Origin of the sequence: Streptomyces profundus, assembly GCF_020740535.1 — a bacterium.
In the GTDB taxonomy this organism is placed as follows: domain Bacteria; phylum Actinomycetota; class Actinomycetes; order Streptomycetales; family Streptomycetaceae; genus Streptomyces; species Streptomyces profundus.
The window spans coordinates 2,407,152-2,425,427 of the sequence record NZ_CP082362.1; the positions used below are offsets into that span (position 1 = coordinate 2,407,152).

14 protein-coding genes are annotated in these 18,276 nt (G+C 70.6%); 4 read left to right on the forward strand and 10 right to left on the reverse strand.

Translation table 11 applies throughout. From position 1 onward, the window contains the following. Positions 1-104: 104 nt before the first annotated feature. The 3 genes from sucD to icmB form a co-directional block, all read right to left on the reverse strand. Positions 105-992 (reverse strand): succinate--CoA ligase subunit alpha, encoded by an 888-nt coding sequence (gene sucD / locus K4G22_RS10405; RefSeq protein WP_228079604.1) that lies wholly within the window; start codon positions 990-992, stop codon positions 105-107. 48 nt (positions 993-1,040) lie between these two features. Then, the gene (gene sucC / locus K4G22_RS10410; protein WP_228079605.1) at positions 1,041-2,216 is read right to left on the reverse strand and encodes an ADP-forming succinate--CoA ligase subunit beta; all 1,176 of its coding nucleotides are present in this window, start codon (positions 2,214-2,216) and stop codon (positions 1,041-1,043) included. 243 nt (positions 2,217-2,459) lie between these two features. Beyond that, positions 2,460-2,879 (reverse strand): coenzyme B12-dependent isobutyryl CoA mutase small subunit, encoded by a 420-nt coding sequence (icmB, locus tag K4G22_RS10415; RefSeq protein ID WP_228079606.1) that lies wholly within the window; start codon positions 2,877-2,879, stop codon positions 2,460-2,462. A 349-nt stretch (positions 2,880-3,228) separates the two neighbouring features. On the opposite strand from icmB, the gene K4G22_RS10420 reads away from it, so the two are divergent. Beyond that, the gene (locus K4G22_RS10420; RefSeq protein WP_228079607.1) at positions 3,229-4,986 is read left to right on the forward strand and encodes a M23 family metallopeptidase; all 1,758 of its coding nucleotides are present in this window, start codon (positions 3,229-3,231) and stop codon (positions 4,984-4,986) included. 78 nt (positions 4,987-5,064) lie between these two features. Here K4G22_RS10420 and K4G22_RS10425 read toward each other — a convergent pair whose 3' ends face one another. After that, positions 5,065-5,835 carry a hypothetical protein gene (locus K4G22_RS10425; RefSeq protein WP_228079608.1) on the reverse strand — a complete coding sequence of 257 codons (771 nt, stop codon included), beginning with the start codon at positions 5,833-5,835 and terminating at the stop codon, positions 5,065-5,067. 211 nt (positions 5,836-6,046) lie between these two features. Beyond that, positions 6,047-8,539, reverse strand: a complete 2,493-nt coding sequence (gene pcrA / locus K4G22_RS10430) for a DNA helicase PcrA (protein ID WP_228079609.1) — start codon at positions 8,537-8,539, stop codon at positions 6,047-6,049. A gap of 334 nt (positions 8,540-8,873) precedes the next feature. Here pcrA and K4G22_RS10435 point away from each other — a divergent pair, with 334 nt between their 5' ends. The 3 genes from K4G22_RS10435 to K4G22_RS10445 all read left to right on the forward strand — a co-directional run bounded on the left by K4G22_RS10435 (position 8,874) and on the right by K4G22_RS10445 (position 13,151). Then, positions 8,874-9,575 (forward strand): DUF1707 SHOCT-like domain-containing protein, encoded by a 702-nt coding sequence (locus tag K4G22_RS10435; RefSeq protein WP_322785083.1) that lies wholly within the window; start codon positions 8,874-8,876, stop codon positions 9,573-9,575. 306 nt (positions 9,576-9,881) lie between these two features. Next, positions 9,882-11,033 (forward strand): C40 family peptidase, encoded by a 1,152-nt coding sequence (locus tag K4G22_RS10440; protein WP_228079610.1) that lies wholly within the window; start codon positions 9,882-9,884, stop codon positions 11,031-11,033. A gap of 351 nt (positions 11,034-11,384) precedes the next feature. Beyond that, the gene (locus tag K4G22_RS10445) at positions 11,385-13,151 is read left to right on the forward strand and encodes an ABC-F family ATP-binding cassette domain-containing protein (protein WP_228084041.1); all 1,767 of its coding nucleotides are present in this window, start codon (positions 11,385-11,387) and stop codon (positions 13,149-13,151) included. A 287-nt stretch (positions 13,152-13,438) separates the two neighbouring features. Here the strand turns inward: K4G22_RS10445 and K4G22_RS10450 are convergent, their stop codons facing one another. The 5 genes from K4G22_RS10450 to K4G22_RS10470 all read right to left on the reverse strand — a co-directional run bounded on the left by K4G22_RS10450 (position 13,439) and on the right by K4G22_RS10470 (position 18,066). Beyond that, positions 13,439-13,912: a MarR family winged helix-turn-helix transcriptional regulator gene (locus K4G22_RS10450; RefSeq protein WP_228079611.1), complete on the reverse strand. Its 474-nt coding sequence runs from the start codon at positions 13,910-13,912 to the stop codon at positions 13,439-13,441. A 103-nt stretch (positions 13,913-14,015) separates the two neighbouring features. Beyond that, on the reverse strand, positions 14,016-14,483 hold the full coding sequence (locus K4G22_RS10455) for a cupin domain-containing protein (protein WP_228079612.1): 468 nt from the start codon (positions 14,481-14,483) through the stop codon (positions 14,016-14,018). A 192-nt stretch (positions 14,484-14,675) separates the two neighbouring features. Next, positions 14,676-16,079, reverse strand: a complete 1,404-nt coding sequence (locus K4G22_RS10460; protein ID WP_228079613.1) for a hypothetical protein — start codon at positions 16,077-16,079, stop codon at positions 14,676-14,678. A 22-nt stretch (positions 16,080-16,101) separates the two neighbouring features. After that, entirely contained in the window at positions 16,102-16,611 is a 510-nt protein-coding gene (locus tag K4G22_RS10465; RefSeq protein WP_228079614.1) for a SigE family RNA polymerase sigma factor, read from the reverse strand. Positions 16,612-16,734: 123 nt separating this feature from the next. Further along, complete coding sequence (locus K4G22_RS10470) at positions 16,735-18,066, reverse strand: hypothetical protein (RefSeq protein WP_228079615.1); 1,332 nt, start codon at positions 18,064-18,066, stop codon at positions 16,735-16,737. Positions 18,067-18,276: the final 210 nt, after the last annotated feature.

The window sequence follows — 18,276 nt, forward strand, 5'->3', positions numbered from 1 at the left end:
GAAACGCCAGGGGAAACGTCAGAGGACACGTCAGGGGGCGCCCTGGTCGGCCGAACGGCCGGGGGCGCCCCCCGTACTCACTGAGCTGGACGACGGTGTGGCCTTCAGCCGGCGGCGAGCAGCTCCCTGGCCAGCACGGCGGTCTCGGACGGCGTCTTGCCGACCTTGACGCCGGCCTCCTCCAGGGCCTCCTTCTTGGCCTGGGCGGTGCCGGACGAACCGGAGACGATCGCCCCGGCGTGGCCCATGGTCTTGCCCTCGGGGGCGGTGAAGCCGGCGACATAGCCGACGACCGGCTTGCTGACGTTGGCCTTGATGAAGTCGGCCGCCCGCTCCTCGGCGTCGCCGCCGATCTCACCGATCATCACGATCAGGTCGGTGTCGGGGTCGGCCTCGAACGCCGCGAGGGCGTCGATGTGGGTGGTGCCGATGATCGGGTCGCCGCCGATGCCGACGCAGGAGCTGAAGCCGATGTCCCGCAGCTCGTACATCATCTGGTAGGTCAGGGTGCCGGACTTCGACACCAGACCGATCCGGCCCGGCTTGGTGATGTCGGCCGGGATGATGCCCGCGTTGGACTGGCCGGGCGTGATCAGCCCAGGACAGTTGGGGCCGATGATGCGCGTCTTGTTGCCCTTCTTGCCCGCGTAGGACCAGAAGGCGGCGGTGTCATGCACCGCGATGCCCTCGGTGATCACCACGGCGAGGGGGATCTCGGCGTCGATGGCCTCGATCACGGCCGCCTTGGTGAACTTCTCCGGCACGAAGATCACGGTGACATCGGCGCCGGTGGCGTCGATGGCCTCCTTCACGCCGCCGAAGACCGGGATCTCCTTGCCGTCGAAGTCGACGCTCTGGCCGGCCTTGCGCGGGTTGACGCCGCCGACGATGTCGGTGCCGGAGGCGAGCATCCGCCGGGTGTGCTTCTGGCCCTCGGAACCGGTCATCCCCTGGACGATGACCTTGCTCTCCTTGGTGAGGAAGATAGCCATGGTGTTAGTCGATGTCCTCGTCTGTGTCGTCTGGTCTCGTCGCAGGTCCTACTTGGTGGCCAGCTCGGCGGCCCGATCGGCCGCGCCGTCCATGGAGTCCACCTGCTCGACCAGCGGGTGGTCGGCGTCGGTCAGGATCTTCCGACCCAACTCGGCGTTGTTGCCGTCGAGGCGGACCACCAGCGGCTTGGTGACCTCCTCGCCCTTGGTCTTCAACAGCTCAAGGGCCTGCACGATGCCGTTGGCGACCGCGTCACAGGCGGTGATCCCACCGAAGACGTTGACGAAGACGGACGTGACGTCCGGGTCGCCCAGGATGATCTCCAGACCGTTGGCCATCACCTCGGCCGAGGCGCCGCCGCCGATGTCCAGGAAGTTGGCCGGCTTGGCCCCGCCGTGCTTCTCGCCCGCGTAGGCGACCACGTCGAGGGTGCTCATCACGAGGCCCGCGCCGTTGCCGATGATGCCGACGTTGCCGTCGTCCAGCTTCACGTAGTTGAGGCCGCGCTCCTTGGCCGCCGCCTCCAGCGGGTTGGCCGCGGCGCGGTCCTCAAGGGCCGCGTGGTCCGGCTGGCGGAACTCCGCGTTGGCGTCGAGCGACACCTTGCCGTCCAGCGCGACGATCTGTCCGTCGCCGGTCTTGACCAGCGGGTTGACCTCGACCAGGAGGGCGTCCTCCTTGATGAAGACCTCCCACAGCTGGCGCAGCACGTCGGCCACCTGGTCGGCGACCTCGGCGGGGAAGGCGGCGGCGGTGACGATCTCCCGCGCCTTCTCCTCCGTCACGCCGTCCACCGCGTCCACCGCGATCCTGGCCAGCGCCTCCGGCTTGGTGGCGGCGACCTCCTCGATGTCCATGCCGCCCTCGACCGAGGCCATCGCCAGGAAGGTGCGGTTGGTGCGGTCCAGCAGGAAGGAGACGTAGTACTCGTCCGCGATGTCCGCGGTCTGGGCCAGCATCACCCGGTGCACGGTGTGGCCCTTGATGTCCATGCCGAGGATCGCCCCGGCCTTCTCCACGGCGTCCGCCGGGTCGGAGGCGAGCTTGACGCCGCCGGCCTTCCCTCGGCCACCGGTCTTGACCTGCGCCTTGACGACGGCGCGACCGCCAAGCCGCTCGGTCACCGCGCGCGCCGCCTCCGGCGTTTCGATGACTTCGCCGGCCAGCACCGGCACGCCATGCTTGGCGAAAAGGTCCCTCGCCTGGTACTCGAACAGGTCCACGCGCGTCCGTCCTCAGTCGTTGAATCTCGCGGTTCGTTCTCGACGTGGGCGTGCCGCGTGGCCGCGATTTCGAGGTGCTGCGAGGTGGCGCAGCGCACGCGGCATGTCCGAAGTCGAGCGTATCGGGGGTGATGCGAGGCTTCTGAGTTCCGGGTCACCCCTGAGTGGTGAGACCTGTCACAAATCGGCCCGCACACGGCGTGCCGACGCGCGATGGGCCGCGTCGGCCCCCCTGTCCGGGGATCACGGGTTCGGGGTCGTGGGCGTGCGCGCGTGGGCGCGCACCCACTCCACCACCTCGCCGGTGGGCGCCCCCGGGGTGAAGATGGCGGCGACGCCCAACTCCCTGAGCGGCGGAATGTCGTCCTCGGGAATGATTCCGCCGCCGAAGACCGTGATGTCCGCCGCGTTCTGCTCCCGGAGCAGCTCGATCACGCGCGCGAAGAGGGTGTTGTGCGCGCCGGACAGGATGGAGAGGCCGAGCGCGTCCGCGTCCTCCTGGACGGCGGTGGCCACGATCTGCTCCGGCGTCTGGTGGAGTCCGGTGTAGACGACCTCCATCCCCGCGTCGCGCAGGGCGCGGGCGATGAGCTTGATGCCGCGATCATGCCCGTCGAGCCCCGGTTTGGCCACGACGACGCGGATCGGTCCTGACTCACCCATGAGCTGCCTCCCAAGGAACCCGCCACCGATGGCGCGAACGGACGTTAACAACAAGGATCGCGCACGGAACACCCCGGGGGGCAGCCCGGTTCCCGATCTCTTCTCGCGTCCTCACGCGCGGCGGGAAGACCGGAACCTACGGCAGATATTCGAACTTGCCTCGAACAAAGAGTGGGGTCTCCATGGCCGTCACGGCGAAAGGCGGGCTATTGCCCGTTTCCTCATGCCTGGAAACCCAAGAACAACCGGCCGAAGATTGTGGGTGCCGCGTACCCCCGGGTACAGTCACCGACCAGCAGCCGCCGGGTCCCCACCCCAGCTCCTGTTGTCTAGCCGAAAGGCATGGTCGGTGAGCGATCGTCTGTTGTCGGGATATCCCGACCAGTTGGACTACCCCGACCTCGGTTCCTCCCCCCCGACCACGGGCGCGAACACCGGCCACTACGCCACCGCCCAGGGCATGGGAGAGATGTACGGCTTCCCGGCTCCCCACGGTCAGCACCACGACCGGACCACCACCGGCTACCCGGCCAACGGCGGCTACCAGGCCCAGGGTTACGACGGTCAGGGCTACGGCGGTCAGGGCCATGAGGCGCACGGCTACGAAGCCCAGGGGTACGGCGACCAGGGCACACACGGCGTCCAGGGTGCTCAGGGGTACGACGGCGGGAGCTACCCCGGTCAGGGATACGACGACCAGGGATACGACGGCCAGGGATACACCGACGCGGGCCTCGCCGCGCGGGGTTACGGCAACGACGGCCACGGCGAGGGGGCCTACGGCGGGACGAACGGCTACGGCTACCCGTCCGACGGCGCCCCCTCCCCCGACCTCTCCGCCTACCCCGACTACCCTGGCTACTCCGACCACACCGACTACTCCGGCTATTCCGGCCCTTCCAGCCCTTCCGGCCAAGCCGCGCGGGAAACCCCGCAGGGCTACGCGCCGCAGGAGTACGAGGCGTATCAGGGGTATCAGCAACACCCCGAGCAGCAAGGGGAGTACGGGTCTTATCAGCACCACCGGGCAGAACCGCGGGGTGAGCCGCAGGACATCGGCGGCTACGCCCACCACGCGGAGCACAGCGCACAGCATCCGCTCGACGGCCGGAACGACTGGGCCGGACACGGCGACGCGGACACCTTCGAACAACCCGCCGTCGAGCAAGGCCAGCCCGAGGTCGCGTCCTGGGCGGACGCCGCCCCGGTGGAACACCAGGCCGCGACCGACCAGGCCCCCCAACCGGCCGCCGAACAGCCGATGGACGAGCCGGCGGCCGAGTCGGACCGCTGCGACGCGGTGCCGGTCGACGTTCCGGAGCCCGAGCGGCCGGCCAGGGGCGGCGCCGCTGGCGCGAAGCCCGCGGGGCGCGGCCGTCGGCGCTCGCCCCGGCCCAGGCGTTCCGCGCTGCTGAGCGTGGCGGCGCCCTCCCTCGCGGTGTTGGGCGTCACCGCGGCGGCCACGGCGGCCACCGTCTCCAACTCGCAGGACTCGACGGAGCCCCCGCCGGTGGCGGCGCCCGACCCGGCCGAGGTCGAACAGATCAACGCCAACGAGCAGTTCGACACCCAGCTACAGGGCCTGTCGGCCGCCGCCGGCGACTACGCGGAGCGCGCCAGCCGCACCCAGGGCCGGATGGACCTGGAGGCCCAGCAGGCGGCCGAGGAGCAGGCGGCGGTCGAGGAGGCCGCGCGCCAGGAGGAGCTGCGGCCCAAGTTCTTCCTTCCGGTGGAGCGACGCGGCCTGAGCTCCTACTTCGGCCAGGCCGGCGTCAACTGGATGTCCACCCACACCGGGATCGACTTCCCGGTCAGCTACGGCACCCCCGTGATGGCGGCCACCGACGGGGAGGTGCGCACCCAGTGGAACTACAGCTACGGCAACATGATCATCCTGACCGCCGCGGACGGCACGGAGACCTGGTACGCGCATCTGGACAGCACCGCCTACCAGTCCGGTTGGGTCCAGGCCGGCACCGTCATCGGCTACTCGGGCAACTCCGGCAAGTCCACCGGACCGCACCTGCACTTCGAGGTGCGGCCCTGGGGCGGCTCGCCGATCGACCCGCTGGCGTGGCTGCGCCTCCAGGGCCTCGAACCCACCTGATCGTCGTCCGAGCCGAGTCGGGTACGAGAAAACGCGCCGGCCCCCGAGGGGACCGGCGCGTTCCGTACGCGGGCCGCGTTACGACCTTCTGCTGACGCTGGCGCAGACACCGACGGCCGCGCCGCCGGAGAGCAGCAGGAACAGGTAGTTGACGAAGTCGCGGTCGAACTCCCAGACGTCCCAGACGAAGTCGAACTCCTCGAAGAGCATCTCGATGGCGCTCTTGGACTCCCCGAACTGGCCGAACACATCGCTGATGGCCATGGCCGTGCCGTACAGCTCACCGCCGAACGACGCGAGGACGGCGAAGACGGCGGCGAAGCCCCAGACCAGGTAGTTGCGCTTGGCCAGGAACGCCGGCCCCACCGCGACACCCGCGCCGACCAGCAGCGACAGATAGGGCATCTGCCGGAAGGTGTCGGCCTCCTCGTCATAGAGGCCGTTGTAGATCAGGGCGTAGACGAACCCGACCACCAACATGGCGCCCAGCCCGGCCAGGATGGCCAGCCCCGGGTTGCCGGTCGGCCCGGAGGGGCGCGGCGGTGGCGGGAACCCGCCGCCCGGCGCCCCGTAGGGGCCCGGCTGGTGGGGCTGCTGCGGTGGGAACCCGGGGCCTGGCTGCTGGTGCGGGAACCCCTGCCCCGGCTGGGCGGGTTGCCCCGGCTGCTGGGGATAGCCCTGCGGCTGCTGCGGGTAGCCGTAGCCCGGTTGCGGCGGCTGGCCGTAAGGCTGCTGGGGCTGTTGAGGCTGCTGCGGCGGCTGACCGTACTGCGGGTAGCCACCGGGCTGCTGGGGCGGTTGCTGCCCCCCGTGCCCACCGTCCGGCTGTTGCTGCCAGGGCTGACTCATCTGTTCCCCCTGGGGAAAGTGAAGGAAGTCGTACTCCGGACAGGAAGGAACTGAAGTACGAAACGTGCCGGAAGCAGCTAATCGCTCAGCAACGCCTCACCACAAGCCCTTACTCGGGTCTGTGACATGACGGCGACACTGCCGGCATCCACGGCGAACATGCCATGACGACGCCGGGATCACCCCAGGCCCGCCCCGGGAGCCGCGTCGTTCAGAGCTTCTCCACGGGGGCGTAGCGCAGCAGCAGCCGCTTCGGCTTCTCGCCGCCGAAGTCGATGGACGCCTCGGCCCGATCGCCCTCGCCCTGCACGGCGACGACCGTCCCCATGCCGAAGCTGTCGTGCGTCACCCGATCCCCCGGCGCCAACGCCACCACGGGCCGGTCCGCCATCCGCCCCGTGGCGAAGCCGCCCGCCCCGACACGCCGGCCGCCACGGCCGACGCCGAGCGCGGCCGAACCGGCGGACGGCGGCTCCTGCCGCACCAGCGGACCGGTGCGCCGCCAGTCCAGATGCTCCTCGGGGATCTCCTCCAGAAAACGGGACGGCGGGTTGTGCTGCGGCTGGCCCCAGGCGCTGCGCAGCGCGGAGCGCGTGACGTAGAGACGCTGGCGGGCGCGCGTGATCCCGACATAGGCGAGCCGCCGCTCCTCCTCCAGCTCCTTGGTCTTGCCGAGCGAGCGCATGTGCGGGAAGACGCCGTCCTCCAGGCCGGTCAGGAACACCACCGGGAACTCAAGGCCCTTCGCGGTGTGCAGCGTCATCAGCGTGATCACGCCGCCGGCGTCCGCCTCGTCCGGGATCTCGTCGGAGTCGGCGACCAGCGCGACCCGCTCCAGGAAGTCGGCCAGCGTGCCGGGGGACGCCTCCTCCGCCTGGGCGCGCTCCTGCTCGAACTCCAGGGCGACGGCCGCGAGCTCCTGGAGGTTCTCCACCCGGGTCTCGTCCTGGGGATCGGTGGAGGACTGCAACTCCGCCAGATAGCCCGTGCGCTCCAGCACCGCCTCCAGCACGGTGGCCGGGCCCGCACCGGACTCCGCCACCGTGCGCAGCTCCTCAAGCAGCGTGTTGAACCGCCGGACCGCGTTGGCCGACCGCGCGGCCATCCCGTACGCCTCGTCCACCCGGCGCAGCGCCTGGGCGAAGGAGATCCGCTCGCGCAGCGCCAACGCCTCGATCATCGCCTCGGCCCGGTCGCCGATGCCGCGCTTGGGCACGTTCAGGACGCGCCGCAGCGGGACCGTGTCCTCCGGGTTGGCCAACACCCGCAGATAGGCCAGCACATCCCTGACCTCGCGCCGCTCGTAGAAGCGGACGCCGCCGACGACCTTGTAGGGCAGGCCGACGCGGATGAAGACCTCCTCGAAGACCCGGGACTGCGCGTTGGTGCGGTAGAAGATCGCCACCTCGCCCGGCCTGGCGTCCCCCGCGTCCGTCAGCCGGTCGATCTCGTCGGCGACGAACTGGGCCTCGTCATGCTCCGTGTCCGCGACATAGCCGACGATCCGGGCGCCGCCGCCCTCGTTGGTCCAGAGGTTCTTCGGGCGGCGGTCCTCGTTGCGGGCGATCACCGCGTTGGCGGCCGTCAGGATCGTCTGGGTGGAGCGGTAGTTCTGCTCCAGCAGCAGGGTGCCTGCCTGCGGGAAGTCCTGCTCGAACTGGAGGATGTTGCGGATGGTGGCGCCCCTGAAGGCGTAGATCGACTGGTCCGCGTCGCCCACCACACAGAGCTCCGCCGGCTCGACCGCCCCGCCCGGCTCCCCCACCAGCTGCCTGATCAGCGTGTACTGGGCGATGTTGGTGTCCTGGTACTCGTCCACCAGGATGTGCCGGAAGCGGCGGCGGTAGTGCTCGGCGACATCGGGGAACGCCTGGAGCAGATGGACCGTGGTCATGATGATGTCGTCGAAGTCCAGCGCGTTGGCCTCGCGCAGCCGCGCCTGGTACATCGTGTACACCTCGGCCAGCGTCTTCTCGAAGCTGCCCCCGGACTCCCCCTGGGAGGCGCCCCCGGCCGCCTGGACGGCGAAGTCCTCCGGGTCGATCAGCTCGTTCTTGAGGTTGGACACCTTGGCGCTGAAGGACTTGGGCGGGAAGCGCTTGGGGTCCAGCTCGAGATCACGGCAGACCAGGGCCATCAGCCGCTTGGAGTCCGCCGCGTCATAGATGGAGAAACTGGAGGTGAACCCCAGCTGCTTGCTCTCCCGGCGCAGAATCCGCACACAGGCGCTGTGGAACGTCATCACCCACATCGCGTTGGCGCGCGGACCGACCAACTCCTCGACGCGCTCCCGCATCTCGCCGGCGGCCTTGTTGGTGAACGTGATCGCGAGGATCTGCCCGGGGTGCGCGCCGCGCGCGGAGAGCAGATAGGCGATGCGGTGGGTGAGCACCCGGGTCTTCCCCGAACCCGCGCCGGCGACGATCAGCAGCGGGCCGGCACTGTGGGTGACGGCCTCGCGCTGCTGTTCGTTGAGGCCCTCCAGCAGCGCGGCCGGATCACCGATCGGCTTGCGCGCGCCGTCGCGGTAGTAGGCGTCCTCGGCGGCCATGGCGCGTGAGCCGGCGAAGGTGCCGGCGAAGAGATCGTCCGGCACGCCCCCGGGATCGGCGCCACCCGCCGGGTCCTCAGGCTCGGGCGGCGGCTCCTCGTCCGGAGTGGGGTCGAGGTCCGCCAGTGCGCTGTCATCGAAGAGGCCGCTCATCGCTCACCGAGTCTAGGCCCACCCTGTGACAGCGGCCGACCGACTGGGAAAACCCCGAGAACGGTCCGGCGTCCGCTCCGGGCCTCCCCTGACTCCGCTCCGGGTCCTCCCTGAAGACGGCCCGGACTCGGCCCCGAGATCCCCTCCCGACGAGCGACATCCCGCTCCCCGATGGCTACCGTGAACGCGTCGGGCGACACACTCGCGACGGCGATCGCCCGGCGGTCGGGCCCCGCCCGTGAACGCCCGCCCCCGAACGCCCGCCCGTGAACGAACGCCCGTGAACGAACGCCCCCGAACGCCCGCCCGTGATCGAACGAGGAGATCGCCTTCCATGACATCCAGCAGCCAGCCGACGGAGCCGGAGCAGCCAGCGACCGACACCGCGTCGTCGGCCCCAGCGCCCAGGGGCCACGGGGCGCCGACCGACCCCAGGAGCGGGTTGCGCGCGTCGCACACCGACCGCGAGGCGGTCGCCGAGCGGCTGCGCGAGGCGGCGGGCGACGGCCGGCTGGACCTGGACGAGCTGGAGGAACGACTGGAGTTGGCGTTCGCCGCGAAGACCTACGGCGAACTGGCCCCGCTCACCGCCGACCTGCCCAGCCCCTTCCAGCAGGGGCCGCCCGCCATGGGCCCGGCGCGGACCGGACCCGATGTGCTGACCCTCAAGGGCGGCATGCACGGCGCCGAGCGCGTGGGCCGTTGGCAGGTGCCGAGCCGGATCGTCGCCAAGGCCGGACTCGGGGGCGTCAAGCTGGACTTCACCCGGGCGGACATCCCCGCCGGCGAGACCGAGATAGAGATGCACGGCGACATGGGCGGCGTCACCGTCATCGTCCCCGAGGGCTGGCGGGTGGACTCCTCGGGCTGCGATCCCTCGATGGGCGGCCTGCGCAACAAGGTGGCCGGCGGCGATGTGCCGAGCAATCCGAACGCCCCGATCATCTGGGTCACCGGCAGCTGCGGCATGGGCGGCGTGACCGTGCGCAACCCCAACCGCTGGGAGCGCCGCCGGCTGCGCGACAACCCGGCGTGACGAAGGGACGGCCACGGCTACCCGGCCCCGGCCCCCGGGTAGCGCAGATCACAAAACGGTTTCGGTCATATCGCTCATCAGCCTTCCCAAAGGCCCCACCGACTGACTAGCGTGCACCGCCAGGTGGCCCGCTCCCCTGACGTCGCACCCGGCGGCACGGGCCGCCCCGCTCGTGGGCGTCCCCACCACCGTGCGGCGAATCCGCCGGAGGCAACGAGCGGACAGGGATAGGAGACACCGGCCTTGGGCACTCACCGCAAGCCGCGCGGCGGCTTTCTGGAGTCCCCGTCCGCGCGTCGTGGCGCCATGAGCGTGGGGGCAGCGGCTCTCGCCTCGGCAACGCTGCTCAGCAACCCCGCGTTCGCCGACGACGACGAGCCCCCGGCGATCGAGGAGCAGCGCGACCGCGCCGACTCCGCCGCCGAGCGGGCCCGCGAGGTGCGCGAGCGGGTCGACCAGCTCTACCACGAGGCCGGTGTGGCCACCCAGTACTACAACGAGGCGCAGGAGGACGTCGACGCGCAACAGGCCGAGGTGGACGCCGCGTTGGAGGCCGTGGAGCACGCCACGGAGCAGGTCAACCAGGCGCGTCAGACGCTCGGTTCGATGGCCGCCGCCCAGTACCGCGCGGGCACCGGCGGCCTGCCGGACGCCGCCGCGCTGCTGCTCGCCGACGACCCCAAGAGCTTCTTCGACACCGGCCACACCCTCAACCGGCTGACCTCGCTCCAACAGCACGCGCTGGACAACTTCCAGTCCCACGAGCAGGCCGCCGACGACCAGCGGGACGCGGCGACCGAGGCGCTCTCCGAGCTGGAGCAGCGGGAGACCGACCTCCAGGACCAGAAGGACGCCGTCCAGGACCGGCTGGCCGAGGCGCGGGCCCTGTTGGACCAGCTCAGCGACGAGGAGCAGGCCGAGCTCGACGAGTTGGAGCGGCTGGAGGAGGAAGAGGCCGCCCGCCAGGCCGAGGAGGCCAGGCTGGCGCGGGAGCGCGAACGCCAGGAGCAGGCCGAGCGCGAACGGGCCGCCCAGGAGGCCGCCGAGGCCGAGGAGCGGGAAGAGCAGGAGCAGCAGCCGGAGCAGCCCGCCCCCGGCGGCGAGCACGCCTCGATGGCCGAGGCCGCCATCGCCTTCGCCGAGGGCGAGCTGGGCAAGCCCTATGTGTGGGGCGCCACCGGGCCCAACTCCTATGACTGCTCCGGCCTGACGCAGGCCGCGTGGCGCGCCGCAGGCGTGGAGATACCCCGGGTCACCTGGGACCAGGTGAACATCGGCACCACCATCCCGCGCGACCAGATCCAGCCGGGCGACCTGATCTTCTTCTACGACGACATCAGCCATGTCGGGCTCTATGTCGGCAACAACCAGATGATCCACGCGCCCAAGCCGGGCGATGTCATCAAGTACGAGTCCATCGACAACATGCCCTGGCACAGCGCGGTACGCCCCGGCTGACCACGGCCCCGTTCCACGACGGTCGGCCGCGCGGCGCGGCGCGGAGCGCCGGCGCCGACCGCGACCGCCGCCCCGGCGTCGTCGCCGCCCGTCGCGCGATCCCCGTGCCGCGTCCGCCAACGGCCTCTGACGCGCCCGCCCTCGGCGATCCCGCCGCCCGTCGACGATCACTCCGGTGCCGTGGCGCGGTCCCGTTCCCTGCCGTCCCGCGCTGGACCAGGCGTCGCGACACCGTCGCCGCTCGTGATCATTGCCAGCCCGTGGGAGGCCCGTCTACCCTGCCGAAATGCGTTCTCCCTGAACCTCTGCCCGACCTCCGCCGTCACTCACCCCGGGAGAACCTCCGTGTCCGTGCCCAGCAGCCCCTCCCAGCTCACGCTGCACAACATCACCAAGGCGTACGACGAGAAGGTCGTCCTCGATCGGGTCAGCTTCGCGGTCAAGCCCGGCGAGAAGGTGGGTGTGATCGGTGACAACGGGTCGGGGAAGTCCACCCTGCTGCGTCTGATCGCGGGCTACGAGCGCCCGGACCACGGCGAGTTGACCGTCTCGGCGCCCGGCGGGCTCGGCTATCTGGCGCAAACCCTGGCGCTGCCGCCCAGGGCCAGCGTCGCGGAGGCGATCGACCTCGCCCTCGCCGACCTGCGCCAGCTTGAGGAACGCATGCGCCGCGCCGAGGCGGATCTCGGCCGGCGCTCGGGGCCCGCACTGGACGAGGCCATGGCCCAGTACGCCATCCTCGTCGAACGGTACGAGGCGCGCGACGGATACCAGGCGGAGGCCAGGGTGGACATCGCCCTGCACGCGCTCGGGCTGCCGGAGCTGGCAAGGGACCGCCGGTTGGGCACGCTCTCCGGCGGCGAGCGATCCCGGTTGGCGCTGGCCGCCACGCTGGCCTCCCAGCCTGAGCTGCTGCTGCTGGACGAGCCGACGAACGATCTGGACGACCAGGCCGTCGCCTGGCTGGAGTCCCAGCTCCGCGCCCATGCCGGCACGGTGATCGCGGTCACCCACGACCGGGTCTTCCTGGACCAACTCACCACCACCGTGCTGGAGATCGACGCCGGCCGGGTCGCCCGTTACGGCGACGGCTACGACGGCTATCTGACCGCCAAGGCGGCCGAACGCCGCCGCCGGCTCCAGCAGTACGAGACATGGCTCGCCGAACTCGAACGCCACGAGCGCGTCGCCGACGCCCAGGTCAACCGGCTCGACGCCATCCCCCGCAAGAACCCGATGGCCAGCTTCGGCTCCGGCGCCTTCCGGTCCCGCAACCGGGACCATGGCGCGATGAGCCGCATCCGAAACGCCAAGGAGCGCGTCGAACGGCTCACCGCCAACCCCGTCACCCCGCCCCCTGACCCGCTGACCTTCACCGCCCGCATCAGAACCGACCTCGCGAACGGCGACCTGGCGGACGGCGGCCCGGGGGACGGCGGCCCGGCGGACGGCGGCCCGGCCGTGGCGCCGGACGACCGTGCTGGCCGTCGGGATGGCGGACGGGATGGCGGTCGGGGTGGCGAAGGGGCGGGCCCCGATGTGGAGTTGACCGAGGTCCGGGTGGGCGACCGGCTTCTCGTGCCGTCGCTGCGCCTTGCCCAGGCCGACCGGGTGCTGATCACCGGGCCCAACGGCGCCGGGAAGAGCACGCTGCTGCGTGTGATCGCCGGAGAGCTGCCGCCCGACGCGGGAACCGTCAGGGTCGCGGGGAACGTCGGCCATCTGCGCCAGCGGGAGACGCCCTGGCCCGCCCGCTACAGCGTGCTGCGGGCCTTCGCCCATGGCCGGGAGAACCCCGGCGACCTGGACGAACACATCCAGAGCCTGCTCTCCCTCGGCCTGTTCGGCTTGGACGAGCTGAGCCTGAAGGTCGGCGAACTCTCCTACGGGCAGCGGCGCCGCATCGAGTTGGCGCGCCTGGTCAGCGACCCGGTGGACGTGCTGCTGTTGGACGAGCCCACCAACCATCTCTCGCCCGCCCTGGTCGAGGACCTGGAGACCGCGCTCGCCGACTACGACGGCACCCTCGTGGTCGTCAGCCACGACCGCCTCCTCCGCAGCCGCTTCACCGGCCGCCATCTGGCCCTGCGGGACGGCCGGATCGAACCGCCGCACTAGCCTGGCCTCTTGGACCGAGGGTTGATCGCGGTATCGAACTTGATCAGTCGTGACGGTAACCGCCGTACGGGTAGACGGTCTTCGGCTGATCGTGTGCTCCGTCTGAGGACACATCTCGTCAGGTCGAGTTGTCGCTGGTGGGCGAGCATCGCCGTGGGCCCGCAGCCTGTACCACCACCCTTGTCGGCGGGCCCGGCTCGGTGACGCGCGGCTGATCTCGCGTCATCCGTGGCGAATCGGGGCCGCCTCAGGCGGCACCTTCCCGGGGCCCGGATACCCGGACGGGGCTACGGCGGCGGTGGGCGGTCACGGTCGCCGACCGCCCCCTCGATCCGGTGGGCGATGTCGATAAAGGCGTCGACCTCCTCGGGGCTCAGATCCCGCACGGACGCTTCCTCCAGCGTCCGCCACATCGCCGTGAGGGGCTCCCGCAGGGCGCGCCCCTTCTCGGTAAGCCAGATGACCGCCGCCCGCCGGTCGTGCGCCGCCGGTTCGCGGGTGAGCAGTCCGGCGTCCCGCATCCGGCGCAGGGACTTGGAGACGGTGGAGTGGTCCAGGCCGACGCTGCCGAGGAGTTCGGACTGGGGCTGGCCGTCCTTGTCGAAGAGCCGCATCAGCAGCAGCTCCTGCCCCGGGTGGAGGTCCATGGCGCGAAGCATGGCGGCGGCGCGGCTCCGGTGGGCTCGGGCGAGCTGGAAGACCGCGTGGCTCAGGCGTCCCTCGCGGGCCGAGCTCGGCAGCGGCGGTCCGGGATCGTTCAACGCTGCTGCTCCTCGGCTCGGTGTGGGCGGGAGACCGAAGCACCGCCGCCGCGAAAGAGGATAGAGGACAGGGGTGCCACCGCCGTGCGAACCATGCGCCCCGTCATCGCGGTGGGCCGACGATGACGTTTCCGTACAGCTCGGAGGCCTCCGCCAGCAGGGAAGGGGAGAGCTCGAAGCCCTCGGGACGCGGTGTGGTCACGTCCCGTCCGGCATGGCGGAACATGCCCTCGATACCGCCGGGTGTGGTGATCATGAGGAGGTCCGCGCGCTGGGAGGTGATGCGGTAGGAGTGCGGGATGCCGCGCGGGAGGTAGACGATCCCTCCCTCACCCAACTCGTGTTCCTCGTCGCCGCACCACACCACGGCGGTGCCCTTGAGGAGCAGGAACACCTCATCCTCGCGCGTGTGCAGATGGAACGGCGGCGCCTCGCCCCGGGGGACATCGAACCGGCCCACGGTGAGCTTCCCCTCGGTGTCGTCCTTGCCGAGCAGCACGGAGAACGTGCCTCCGTCGAGCCATTCGAGCTTCTGCTGCTGCTCGCGCTGCGCCAGATGAGCCAGGGTCATGGGATTCTCCTCGACGGTTGAGGACGGCCAGGGATGGCTGGTCACGCGAAGTCCGGCCCGCCCGGGGACGGCTTAAGTGGCCAGCCACTTAAATGTATCCCGACACCCATGTGGCCGGCAACATAAATGGGGGAGGCGCGGCACACCGGAGGTTGGCGCCGCCCGCTGAACCCTCGTGGACGGCGAGCGGCGTCAGCGCAGCAACTCCTGCCACTCGGGGGCACTGGCGATCTCCAGGATCTGCTCCTCGCTCAGCGGCCCTTCGGCGCCTTCCGTGGTCGTGTGCAGGATGTCGATCGAGGCGCCGTTGGGGTAGTAGACATCGGCATAGATGCCGGGCGCCCCGTCGGAGGACGCATCTGTGGGCTCGCCGGTGACCAGGCAGAGGGAGACCGTCGTGGAGTCGGCCAGCGTCTCGTTGAGACACTCGGGATCGGGTTCGCCGCCCTCGTCGAAACTCCCCGGAGCGTAGCCCGTGATGTCGACCTCGGCGGAGACCTCCCCGTCGGTCAGGACCAGCGAGGCGCTGCCCCCGTACTGGCCCCGACGCTCCGAGACCTCCAGCCCTTCGGGCACCAACATCTCGAAGGTCGCGTGGAGATCCTCCGTCGGAACATCGGAGGTGATCTCGTCGTCAAGCGAATCGCCCGGCGCGCCGTGGTGCTCGTCGGCGAGGCGGAAAACCTCCTGCCAGACCGGGGCATGGGCGATCTCGATCAGCTCCTCCTCGCTGAGCAACGGCACCAAATCGGCCTCCAGGGCCTGGGGCCCGTCGACGCGGAGACTGACGGACAGCTGCCGCAGGCCGTCCTTGCCCGGCCCCCAACCGGTGGGCGCCTCCCACCACACATCCCAGCCGCGCTGCGGGCTGGCCCCGTCCCCGGAGGTGTCCAGATCCTCGTCCCCGTCGAAGCCGGCCACCCCCTCGGCCCCTCCCCAGGCCGTCTCCACAATCGTCTGGACCGAGCCGTCGGGCAGCTCGGTGTCGGCACAGCGACCGACCACGTCCCGTTCGAATCCGCCACATCCCGCGAAGGAACGCCAGTCGTCCGTCTCCCAGCGGAGCATCATGACATCCAGCTCGAAGCTGGCCCCTCCGTCGCTGATCCGGACCGAGACCGACGGATCTCCTGAGGACCGCACGTCGACGGCGTCGCCGCCGCTCACCTGGAGGCCCTCGGGCAGCAGCTCCTCAAGGGTCTCGACCATCTCCGAACCGGAATCCGGCACGCTGGCGACGGCGGGCGGCGTGTCCTCGAACCGCTCCGACCCGCCACCGGGCAGTTGGGTGGCGGCCACGGCGATGCCGACGACGGCCAGGGCGCCCGTGACCGTTGCCGCCCTGCGGCGCCACAGCCGCGCCCGCCCGCGCCGCAGGCCCGCGTCGGCGAGCAGCTCCGGCACCCGGTGGTAGCCGACGCCGGCCTGCCGCAGCTGCTGCGCCAGCTCACGTTCGAGGGGCGTCAGACCATCCGCGCCATAGGGCTCATGCGTGGAGCGCGGCTCGTTGCCGTGCTGCTGGTTGGGGTGCGGCTGACTCGTGTACGGCTGGTTGGTGGGCTGTGGTTCATTGCTGGGGTGCGGGTGGTTCGTCATCTGAAGTTCCCTTTCGCCGGCCTCAGACGGCGGTGAGTTCGGCGAAGCCGGTGTGCTCCAGCTGGGCCCTGAGCTTGACCAGGGCCCTGCTGCTGCGGGAGCGGACGGCGCTGGAGCTGGTGCTCATGGCGGCGGCCGTCTGCTCGATGCTCAGGTCCTCCCAGTACCGCAGGACCAGCACCGCCCGGTCCTTGCGTGGAAGGGCGGCGAGGGCCTGGAGCAGGGTGACCCTCAGCGACGAGTCTCCTATCTCGATGGGCTGTTCCGGCAGCCAGGGGGCGGGCTGCTCGTCGCTGCTGCGCCGTCTTCGGTGGGTCAGATAGACGCGGACCAGCACCTTCTTGGCGTATGCGCCCGGATTTTCGATGCAGCGTCTGCGATTCCACATCGTGTACATGCGCCCGAGGGTCTCCTGCACGAGATCCTCGGCGAGATGGGTGTCGCCGCTGGTCATCAAACATGCCGAACGGTAGAGCGCCGGGCCCCGGCCCTCGGCGAACTGGCGATAAGACTCTTCGTCCCGCCGCCTCATCACGCCCCCTGGCTCTTCCTCTGTTGCCGCATCACGTCGATCGACGTGAAGCGGTCCGGTGTTGTCCTACTCGGGCGGCGCCCTCGGTGGGCGCCGCCCGGGCCACTGTCTCGTCGGGCGAAATCAGCTGAAGAAGGCCCGCCACTCGTCGGCGACCACGATCTCAGCCAGCTCGTCCGCACTCAGAACCGCGTCACCGCGGGTGGGCTCGGAGTCCCAATCCGCCGTGTTGTAGGCGGTGATGTCGATCGAGGCGCCGTTCGGGTAGGTGATGACGGCCCAGCTGATCGCCGTCGAGTCCTCCGCGCTGGCGGGCCAGTCGCAGACGCTCAGCTCGGTGCCGTCGTCCAGAACGCTGTCCTCGCACCGGGGCTCGTCCAGCGCCTCGTCGGCGGCCCACTCCTCATCGATCACCTCGTCGATGATCACCTCGTGGCCTATCGCGCCGTCGAACTCGTCGACGGGCAAAACGGCGTGCAGCTCCTCGCCAGCCAGCGAGCCCTCCGCTATCTCGCCGAAGCTCTCGTCGAAGCCGGCGTCAAAGGCGGTGATCTCCACCAGGGCCGGCCCCTCGCCGTCATCGACCGTGAGGCTCGCGCTGCCCAACTCGTCGTCCGACCCGTCCGTGATCTCCAGCCCCTCGGGGGCCAGCGAACGGAAGACGCTCCGCAGCTCGGCTGCCGGAATCTCGCTGGGCGGTCCCCCCTCCCAGTCCTCCGGAGGGCCGTACTGCTCGTCCGCGGCATCCAACACCTGCTGCCAGACGGGAGACAGCACCACATCGGTGAGCTGCTCCTGGCTCAGCAGCGGGGTGTGGGCGTCCGGATCGGCGACGTCCGTCAGATCCTTGTTCTCGCTGAGCAGCACCGTCCGACCGCCCGGCTCGTCAAGGCCCTCCCCTCCGGGGCCCTCAAGCCAGACCTCCCATGACTTGTCGTGGTAGGGCTCGAAGCCCTCCTCGGCATCGCCCTCTTCGACGAACTCCCAGGTCACATAGGACAGGATGGAACCGTCCGGCAGAACGGTCTCCTCGCAGGTGAAGCCTTCCTCGACCTCGCCGAAGCCCTGACAGCCGGCGATGTCGTGCCAGTCCTCCGTGGCCCAGCGATGGACGCTCAGATCGAACGTGGTGCCGCCGGAGCCGTCCTCGGCCACCAACCAGGCGGAGGAGTCCGGGCTTTCATCGAGCCCCGAGCCCGAGGAGTCGGTGATCTCCAACTCCTGGGGCAGCAGCGCCGTCAGCGTGGCGATCAGCTCCTCGCCCGTGCCCGGGACCTCGGCGCCGCCGGCCTGCTCGGCGCCTGCCGTTCCGGCCGTCGACAGCGGCGTCTCGTCGGCGTGGCTGGACGAAGCCGCGACCATGGAGACCGCAGCCGCCGCGGCAACCGCCGCTGCCAGCGGCAACCGGCGTTTCGACAGCATCCCCCGTACCTTCTGGTCCGCCTGCTCGCTCATCTGTGCCTCTCTCTTCAGGCTCTCGCAGCTAGGGCCTGGCGGCCCCTCCGGCGAGCCCGCTCCCCCGCGAATCTCGCCCCGTCACCCTTACTGACGCGCCGAGCTCTTGGTGATGTCGCAGGAGTTGCCAAAGTTTTTTTCGCGAGTTCGGGAGCCGGGGAGTCCACGGGACGGGCCCGTCCGACAACCCCCGTCGTCAATGCCACCGGG